Source organism: Sneathiella sp., from assembly GCF_029233945.1.
GTDB lineage: Bacteria > Pseudomonadota > Alphaproteobacteria > Sneathiellales > Sneathiellaceae > Sneathiella.
On sequence record NZ_JARGOQ010000084.1, the window covers coordinates 1 to 8,746 of the forward strand.

Consider the following 8,746-nt stretch of genomic DNA (forward strand, 5'->3'; position numbering starts at 1 on the left):
TTTCTGAGGAATATTCTTTTGCGGGTCCGTCGTTGAAAGTCGCGGGCAGCGCATCAGCGGCGGTCTTGGCACGCCAGAAGCTATCGGCGATGACCGCAACGCCGCTTTCAAACGGCACGACTTTAAGAACGCCCGGCATATCCTTTACCGCCGCCGCGTCATGGGAGGCGAGGGTGCCGCCGAGAACGGGCGAGAGCTTGACCGCCGCATGCACCATTCCTTCCACCTCCACATCGACGCCAAACTCGGCGGTGCCATCCACTTTTGAGGGGATGTCGAGGCGATGTTGCGGCGTACCGATCAGGGTAAACTCGCTGCTTTTCTTCAGGACGGGATCAATCGTCACCGCCTCGGAAGCGGCAAGCTCCACGAAGTCACCGAAGCCGCCGGATTTTCCGCTGGGGGAATGAGTGATAACGCCGTTCTTGACGGTAATTTCAGCGGGCGGCACATCCCAGCTGCGAGCTGCCGCCTGGACCAGCATTGCCTTCGCCGTCGCGCCCGCCTGACGCATCGGGATCCAGGCGTCGCGGACAGAGGCGCTGCCGCCGGTGATCTGCAAGCCGAGGAGGCGTGCGAGTTTCTCCATGCCCCAGGCACCCATCGTATCCTCCCCCTCATGATGCTTGTCGGAAAAGGGCAGGGCATCCTGAAGCCCGATCACGCTCGCGTAAATATCGGCAATAGGGGCCTGCTCGACCATGATATCGGCGAAATTCGCGTCCATTTCCTCGGCGACAAGCATGGCGAGCGCGGTATAAACGCCCTGTCCCATTTCGGAGCGCGGAATAGCAACGGTGACACGGCCGTTTTTATCCACTTTAACATAGGCATTGAGGGCGATTTCCCCCTCCTCGGTGGTTGCGGAAAGCGCGGCGTTATCGGGCTCCCCATTCCGGAGAAAACCATATCCAACCGCGAGGCCGCCTCCGACGAGGGCACCGGCAACAAGAAATTTCCGTCTTGAGAGGGTGAGTTTTCCCATGTTAGTTCCCTCCCTGCAGCGCGGCGGCCTGCCTGATGGCGCGCTTGATGCGCGGATAGGTGCCGCAGCGACAGATATTGGTAATGCGGTCCGCGATGTCCTCGTCGCTGGGGTTTGGAGTCTCGGCGAGCAGGGCGGAAACTGCCATGATCATGCCCGACTGGCAATAGCCGCATTGCGGCACTTGCTCCTGGATCCACGCCTGCTGAACCGGGCTTAAGCCATCGCCGCCGATACCTTCAATCGTAGTGATCTGGCTGCCCACGGCGTCGGCGACAGAAAAGCTGCAGGAACGAACAGCCTCCCCATTTACATGGACGGTGCAGGCGCCGCAGGCGGCAATGCCACAGCCGAATTTCGTACCCTTCAACCCGACAGTATCGCGCAGGACCCAAAGAAGGGGCGTATCCTCTTCGACATCGACCTCATGCATGGTTCCATTGATCTCGAGATTAAACATAGCCGCTCCCGTTTATCTTTAAATGACCGTGGGTCATAATATAGAGGCGGTGGGCAAATTCTGTCAATTGACTAAATGACGAGGAAATGTGACGATCATCATAGTTTTCTAAGTTCATATTAAGATTTAGTCGGTAACTAATATGTCGGAGAAGCGAGATATAATGAATAAAGGTCAGTATGAGTGAGCTAATTGCCCGGCGTGCGGTCAGCACCGTCCAGAAAGAAGCCAAGCGCGACGCTATTCTAATTGCGGCGCGGGCGTTGTTCGTGGAAACAGGGTTTAGCGATATCAATATAGCCGAGATTGCGCGCCGCGCCGGTCTCGCCAAGGGAACGGTTTATCTTTATTTCAAAACGAAGGAGGAGATATTCCTCAATCTGGCGTCGGAGGAACTCGAAAGCTGGTTCGACGTTCTCGACAACGCCCTTCTGTCGCCGGAGACAACCCGCAGCATTCCCGATTTTGTCGGTATGATGAAAGGGTTGCTGGCGGAGCGGCCGCTCCTCCTGCGCCTTATCCCGCCCCTGCATCTGGTGTTTGAGAATAATATCTCGCTTGATCAGGCGCTCCGTATCAAACAGGCGCTTGCGCGGCGTATCCAGTATACTGGCGGGCTGATTGAAAAGGGGCTCGGCTTTCTGGCGGAGGGGCAGGGCCTTGAGGTCCTTCTCAACATACAGTGTTTTATTGTCGGCTTCGGGCAGATGGCGGCACCGTCCCCGATATTACGGGAAATTCTGGAACGACCGGAGATGGCCGCCTTTCGTATTGATCTTCTGGAAAGCTTCGAACGTAGCCTCGGGATCTACCTGACCGGTCTTAAGGCTATGAGTGCCGCTCAAGAATAGGTTTCCTCAATCGCTTTCAGGAAGGCGGGGCCATATTTTTCCTGCTTGCTGCGGCCGACGCCCTGTAATTCCCCGAACGCGGTGAGAGAGGTTGGTTTGAGCAGTGCCATCTCGATCAGGGTCTTGTCATGAAAAATGACGTAGGGCGGAACATTTTGTTCCTTCGCGAGGCCGAGGCGGATGGATTTAAGATAGTTAAACAGCGCCTCTTCCTGCTCATTCCCGAAACTGCGTGCAGGCCCGGAGGTGGACTTTTCCTTAGCTGAGCGGATCGGGGCTTTCTTGAGGTCAAGCTTGGTCTCGCCTTTGAGGACCGACCGGCAATTTTCATTCAGCGACAGGCTGCCATAGCCTTCGGTATCGACATTGAGCAGGCCGAGCGCCAGAAGCTGCCGCATCATGGATTGCCAATCGGCGCGGGAAAAAGCTTTGCCGACGGCATAGGTGCTGAGCCGGTCATGGCCGAACTTCTTTATCTTGTCCGTCTCCGCGCCGAGCAGGATATCGATGATGTGCCCTGCGCCGAACATCTCCCCGCTGCGGTAGATGCAGGAAAGCGCCATCTGGGCCGCTTCCGTGGCATCGAACATCGCCGGTGGTTCCAGGCAGTTATCGCAGTTGCTGCAAGTCTCCGGCGGGGTTTCCCCGAAATACTCCAGAAGGAGCCGACGGCGGCAAAGCGCGCTTTCGCAAAATTGCAGAAGGGATTCCAGCTTGCCCCGGTCGAGCTTTTGTTGCTGTAGCGTCTTGTCCGGGTTCTGCATCAGGGATTTCAGCTTGGCCACATCCTGAAGCCCGTAGGCGAGCCAGGCATTGGCGGGCAGGCCATCGCGTCCGGCGCGCCCCGTTTCCTGATAATAGCTTTCCATATTTTTCGGCAAATCGAGATGCGCGACGAAGCGCACGTCCGGCTTGTCGATCCCCATGCCAAAAGCGATGGTGGCAACGATAATGACGGCATCGTCTTTCAGGAACCGCGCCTGTGTCTCGCGCCGCACCTCTGGGTCCAGCCCGGCGTGATAGGGAAGCGCGACACGCCCGGTTGCGGCAATCTTCTCGGCCGTCTGTTCGACTTTTTTGCGCGACATGCAATAGACGATGCCCGCGTCCGTCCCATGCTCCGCCTTGATAAAATTGAGGAGCTGGGTGGCGCCGTTTGTCTTGGGCGTAAGGCGGTAACGAATGTTTGGCCGGTCGAACCCGGCACGGAATATTTTTCCATGACCAAGGCCGAGCCGGTCGATAATGTCCTTTTCCGTCGGCGCATCGGCGGTCGCGGTGAGCGCAAGGCGCGGCACATTCGGGAATTTCTCATGCAGGACTTCAAGGCGGAGATATTCAGGGCGGAAATCATGCCCCCATTGGGAGACGCAATGCGCCTCGTCAATCGCGAACAGCGAAATATCGCAGCGTTGCAACAAATCCATAAAACCGCCCGAGAAAAGCCGCTCCGGCGCAATATAGAGGAGCTTGATCTCGCCGTTCAGAAGCGCATTTCTAATGCTTGCCTGCTCTTCCATGGAATGGGCAGAGTTGAGCGCCGCGGCGGCAACGCCAAGCTGTTGCAGGGCCTCAACCTGGTTCTGCATCAGCGCGATCAGCGGGGAAATGACAATTGCTGTTCCGTCCATGCAAAGGGCCGGGATCTGATAGCAGAGTGATTTCCCGCCGCCCGTCGGCATCAGGACAAGGGCATCGCGCCGGGCGATCACATTGTCGATAATCTGGGCTTGTTCCCCGCGAAAGGCGGGGTATCCGAAGACGGAGGTAAGTATTTGGGACGGGTTACGCGACATACACCCTTTATACAGCCATCCGTCCGCCGATCAACGCCGGAATGAGGTCGCGGCGTGTTAATCGCGTTCTTCCGCTTTCGTCCAGCCCCGCGATTTGAGCTGTTCTTTCAGGGCCTGGATTTCAAGCGCCGCCTCGGCAATGAGTGATTTGAGCCGCTGGTTCTCCTCGTCGACCTTTTTAAGGCGGTTGATTTCCTCTACTCCCGTTTGCTCGGCGCGTTTCTTCCAGCGGTAGATGGTGGCCTTGGAGATACCATATTGCTTGGCGGCGTCATCCACCGATTTGCCGTCGGCGAGTTCCTGAAGGATCATCCTGATCTCCTGCTGGGTATAAATTTTGCGTTCCATGAGACTGAACGTCCTCACATTAAGGTTTCTATTCTGCCATCAGGCCTCAGCTTTCTTGGGTTCGGATCAAATCCAACGTCCTCCGGCATTGCCGCCGCCTTTTTGGTCGGGGTTACTGCTGTTTGCCAAGCTCATTGACCACGGCCTGAAGGGCGGCGAGATTTTCCGGAATGGCGCTCCCCGCGATCAAATCCTGCGAAGCCTTCGCCGCCGCCGCCGGGTCGCTGCTCAGCAACTGCTTGGAGGCTGCGATGGTAATGGCGTTATGGATGGAATAGCTGTGCTGCTGCTGGGAAATGACATTCTGAAGCGCCAGCCCGATCGTGTGGGCCATCTGCTGATAGAGAATGGCCATGGCCTCTGCGGGCGCGTCGCCAAGAACGCTTAAATTCGTTTGCGCGATGGCTCCCGTGATCTGACTGTTTACATAGGACTCTGACGTCATTGCCGCTCTCCTGCTTGTCTTCTGGAAATTCCGGGTTTCAATTGATTATCGCGCGTTATTTCTTCATCGGCGTTTGCGGCGGGCTGTGGGAGGCCTGCGTTGGGGCCGCATGAACAGGCGCTGCCGCCCGGGCATACAGATGCGACATTGACGGGGATTGCCCCGAATGAGAGAGCAAGCCAGCCGTATTGCGCGCCGCTGAGGCGGACGACAGCGACAAAAGCGAATTCAGGTTCTGCGCCGTTGAGGCGAGGCTGAGGCTGTACATATGTTGCTGGTTCGAGACGGCGTTCTGGATTGACGTCCCGACGGCCTGGGCCGTGGTCTGGTACAAGATGCCCATCGATTGCGCGGGCGCAAGACCGATATTCATGGTGTTTGACTGGGTGATGGCATCCGTAATCTGGCTGTTCACCGATTTGACATGTTCTGTAGTTCTTTGCGCTGTCATGGGCTTATCCTGTTATCATAGCTGCTGGTGGCTCGAATATTGCGCGACTGGCCAACATGGGACAGGCGGCGCAATATTCGATATACCATTGAGAAGAGGGGGCTTCTCGGGCAGTGCGGTTAGGTGTTGAATTTCGGGGCGTTGGAATTACCATCTTTGAAACTGGCCAACACGCCTTTCAGTGAGGCCATAGTTTCCGCCACTGGATTGCCGCTCAGGACTTCCTGGGTGGCCTTGCCTTCCGCCGCCACATCGAGGGTATAGAGCAGGCTCACTGCGCCCGTTACTACGGCAGAATCGATGGAATTCTTATGCTGCTGGTTGGCCACCATGTTTTGCATGGACATACCTGTTGACTGGGCCATCATCTGATAAAGCATGCCCATGGATTCAGCGGGCGCATCGCCCAGAACCTTGACGTTGGTTTGTGTGACAGCGTCCGTAATCTGGCTGTTCATCCAAGTGTTATCCGCCATTATCTAACTCCTTTAAGTTTCAATTTATGTAAAAGGTCAAATCAGAACCCGCGTGCAGCAGCCTGAAGTGAGGTGAGGGCCTCGGCAACCGGGTTGCCGCCGAGAATCTCGGAGGTTGCCTTTGCATCCGCCGAAGTCGACATGGCGTACAGGACATTCGTGCCCTGCGTTGTCACGGCAAGGTCAACCGTATTGGCGCCTTGCTGGTTCGAGACGGCGTTCTGCATACTTGCGCCGACGACCTGGGCAAATACCTGGTAGGCATTTGCCATGGCGATGGCCGGTGCATCACCGAGCACGCCAACATTGGATTGGGTGATTGAGTCGGTTATCTGGGCATTGACTGGTGTATCCCCTGGCATGGGTCATTCTCCTTTAATAGTCAGGTAAAAATCCTGTTAAGTGGTTTGTTGAGTCTGTGACTTTTGCTCACTTTGCGCTTTCTTTAATTCAACGATGATAGCCTGAAGCGCGGAGACTATTTCTGCGTTTACATTCCCCGAAAGGATCTCTTCGGAAGCCCTTGCTTCGAGAGAGTTATCCATGCTGTAGAGCATGGCGATTCCCTGGGTGACGATGGCGTTGTCGATGGTGTTCATGTTTTGCTGGTTTGAAACCGCGTTCTGCATGGATACGCCGACGGACTGCGCCATCATCTGATATACGGTTCCCATCGACTGGGCCGGGGCACCGCCGATCACCGTCAGGTTGGATTGGGTCACGGCATCGGTAATTTGGCTGTTGACGGGGGTGTCGTTTGCCATTGATTAATCCTCTTTCATTCCTGTCATAGTCAATCGGCGGGCTGTTTCCTCATTCATGGGCAGAAGACGATGCCGGTTGAGAAAATGTGACGCGGGGATGAGATTTTCTTCTCATATGTGCGAAATCTCTCATGCGGAATGAGACAGGTAATCGCGCCGGTTCAATTGATTTGGGGTGTCCGGGGGGCAGTTCCTGTCGATATTTTCGGGTAATGAAAATCGCCTGTTCCGCAGAATTCGGGCATTTCTTGATGCCTTACGGGCGCAAATGCTTTTGCACAGGTGCCGGTCGGTTACGGAGAGGATGCCATGATCTCGGGCGCGTAATTTTGGAACCGATAAACGGAATTGCGGAATTTACCTGTCGAGGCAATCGTCCGTAAAATCAGGGGAAGGCGGTTCCGCGCCGGAAGGGCGGAACCTCAGCTCATGCCTGATATTCTCCCTTAGCCGCCCATTTGCTTGACGATCTGGTCCATGGCGGCGGCTGTTGCCGCGACCGCATCGGCGGTAATGCCCGCGATTTCCTGGCTGGTCTGTGCGGCGAGCGCCGTTCCGCCCGCACTGGTCACCGCGTTCAGGCTGGTCACCGCGGCCTGTGTCTGAGCATTCAGCGCCTGAGTAATTGCGGCCGTCTGCGCGTTATAGGATTCGCCGATCGTCGCTTTCTGCGCAGAGATGGAGACAGCTTCCGCATTCTTAAGGGCCGTGAGGGCGGCAGCGCCGGAATTGGTGACGCTGTTCATCAGGTTTGAATTCGCCGTCGCGTTTTCAAGCGCAAGTCCCGAGGAATGAGCGGCGAACTGGTAGAGGAGGCCCATTGCGAACTGCGCTGAGTCCTCGATCTTTGCCGGCGCGGTTGACGGGGCGGCAGCGCCGCCGGAGGAAGGGGAGGTAGCCATCATAAATATCCAGTATGTTCAAATAAAAAATGAAAATGTATATTAAAAGTTGTAGAAACCATTATCCGGCAGCTGCGTCCGCTTTTGTATCCGCTGCCGATGTGCCGTCTGATTTTGCGGTTGCATCGGACGTTGCAGCTACTGTGCTACTCCCGTCCCCTGATGCGTCCGCCTGCGTGGCGCCGTCGCTGCTGTCCGCAGGCGCGGCTCCTGCCGCAGGGTTGGTCGCGAGGGTCAGCAGTTTCTGCAAATAGTCGAGGCGTTCCGCCGGTGTCATCTTCTCAACCTGGTCCGCCATTCCGGTCCGAAGCAGTCCGCTCGTCCCGGCAGCGACGGCGGCGGCCCCCAGAATATTGAGATGCTGCTGGTTGGTCACCGCATTCTGTGATGCCATGCCCGCCGCATGGGCTAAATTCAAATACATCGTTGCCATTGACTTGGAGGTAGAGCTACCGATCAAGATTTCATTGGTAGAAAGTATCGAATTCTTGATTTGGTCATCGCTTTGTGAGTCCGCCATTATTATATTCCTATTAATAAAAAATTAAATATAATAACAAAATAAATACGAAATAACGAAAATTCAATTTTAAATATTAAAATAAATACTACTGTGTGATTTATATAGTTAAAATTACTTATTTTGTATTGAATTCATACACTCGTATATAAAATATAAATATCTATAAATACACTTTAAAAGTGATATTTAGCCCCCAAATGAAGAGACTGAAAGCGGATGGTGGTGCCGATAAGCCATCCTTTAGTCAGTTTTGTTTTCCATAAATTCAAATCTTCTAGGGGGTCATTGTGAATCCGCTCAGGCAAGAAACGATATCCAAATCCGAATTTTCTCTCCTTCCTTCTCTCGCGCGATCCACGCTTCCGCTCCCCGTTAAACTTTCCATTGCGGCCCTGCAAACGGAAATCCCTCCTGCGGACGAAAATGAGGCGGAGAAAGGCGCAAAGTCTGCCGATATTTGCCCAAAAGATAAGGAAACCCCCGATGAATTCTGGGAGGCATGGCACTCCCATAAGGCGTATTTAATAAAACTCAGCATGGTCTGGATGAATGTCAGCGCGGCGGATGCGGAGGATGCCTTCAGCGACGCCACAATCCGCGCCTATGAGAAATATGCCGCCCATGCGCCACAGATCAGCAATGAGCGGGCCTGGTTTGCGCGTCTCCTGCATAACATCTGCATCGATAAGCATCGTGCCAACAAGCGGATCAGAAACCTCTATGACAAGGTGAAGGAAATAAGCAC

Annotated in this window: 13 protein-coding genes; 2 read left to right on the plus strand and 11 right to left on the minus strand. The window is 55.1% G+C overall.

Annotated features, from left to right (window positions below; translation table 11 throughout):
* Both P1U71_RS17075 and P1U71_RS17080 read right to left on the minus strand, forming a co-directional pair.
* A partial coding sequence (locus P1U71_RS17075; RefSeq protein WP_301106880.1) for a molybdopterin cofactor-binding domain-containing protein occupies positions 1-985 on the minus strand: 985 nt, incomplete at its 3' end.
* 1 nt (position 986) lies between these two features.
* A complete protein-coding gene (locus P1U71_RS17080; RefSeq protein ID WP_301106881.1) occupies positions 987-1,445 on the minus strand; it encodes a (2Fe-2S)-binding protein in 459 nt (152 codons plus the stop codon).
* A gap of 179 nt (positions 1,446-1,624) precedes the next feature.
* On the opposite strand from P1U71_RS17080, the gene P1U71_RS17085 reads away from it, so the two are divergent.
* Positions 1,625-2,296, plus strand: a complete 672-nt coding sequence (locus P1U71_RS17085; protein WP_301106882.1) for a TetR family transcriptional regulator — start codon at positions 1,625-1,627, stop codon at positions 2,294-2,296.
* Here the strand turns inward: P1U71_RS17085 and recQ are convergent.
* The 9 genes from recQ to P1U71_RS17130 all read right to left on the minus strand — a co-directional run bounded on the left by recQ (position 2,287) and on the right by P1U71_RS17130 (position 7,998).
* A complete protein-coding gene (gene recQ / locus P1U71_RS17090; protein WP_301106883.1) occupies positions 2,287-4,092 on the minus strand; it encodes a DNA helicase RecQ in 1,806 nt (601 codons plus the stop codon). The two genes, P1U71_RS17085 and recQ, sit on opposite strands and share 10 nt — an antisense overlap.
* Positions 4,093-4,149: 57 nt before the next feature.
* Complete coding sequence (locus tag P1U71_RS17095) at positions 4,150-4,440, minus strand: transposase (RefSeq protein WP_301106884.1); 291 nt, start codon at positions 4,438-4,440, stop codon at positions 4,150-4,152.
* Between the two features lie 112 nt (positions 4,441-4,552).
* Positions 4,553-4,885, minus strand: a complete 333-nt coding sequence (locus P1U71_RS17100) for a RebB family R body protein (protein ID WP_301106885.1) — start codon at positions 4,883-4,885, stop codon at positions 4,553-4,555.
* A 55-nt stretch (positions 4,886-4,940) separates the two neighbouring features.
* Complete coding sequence (locus P1U71_RS17105; RefSeq protein WP_301106886.1) at positions 4,941-5,336, minus strand: RebB family R body protein; 396 nt, start codon at positions 5,334-5,336, stop codon at positions 4,941-4,943.
* A gap of 119 nt (positions 5,337-5,455) precedes the next feature.
* Entirely contained in the window at positions 5,456-5,812 is a 357-nt protein-coding gene (locus P1U71_RS17110; RefSeq protein WP_301106887.1) for a RebB family R body protein, read from the minus strand.
* Positions 5,813-5,853: 41 nt separating this feature from the next.
* Positions 5,854-6,174 carry a RebB family R body protein gene (locus P1U71_RS17115; protein WP_301106888.1) on the minus strand — a complete coding sequence of 107 codons (321 nt, stop codon included), beginning with the start codon at positions 6,172-6,174 and terminating at the stop codon, positions 5,854-5,856.
* Between the two features lie 36 nt (positions 6,175-6,210).
* A complete protein-coding gene (locus P1U71_RS17120) occupies positions 6,211-6,576 on the minus strand; it encodes a RebB family R body protein (protein ID WP_301106889.1) in 366 nt (121 codons plus the stop codon).
* Between the two features lie 446 nt (positions 6,577-7,022).
* The gene (locus P1U71_RS17125; protein WP_301106890.1) at positions 7,023-7,478 is read right to left on the minus strand and encodes a RebB family R body protein; all 456 of its coding nucleotides are present in this window, start codon (positions 7,476-7,478) and stop codon (positions 7,023-7,025) included.
* A gap of 61 nt (positions 7,479-7,539) precedes the next feature.
* A complete protein-coding gene (locus P1U71_RS17130; RefSeq protein ID WP_301106891.1) occupies positions 7,540-7,998 on the minus strand; it encodes a RebB family R body protein in 459 nt (152 codons plus the stop codon).
* A gap of 290 nt (positions 7,999-8,288) precedes the next feature.
* Between P1U71_RS17130 and P1U71_RS17135 the strand changes: the two genes are divergently transcribed.
* Positions 8,289-8,746, plus strand: a 458-nt coding sequence (locus P1U71_RS17135) for a sigma factor (protein ID WP_301106892.1), incomplete at its 3' end; no start/stop codon positions are given.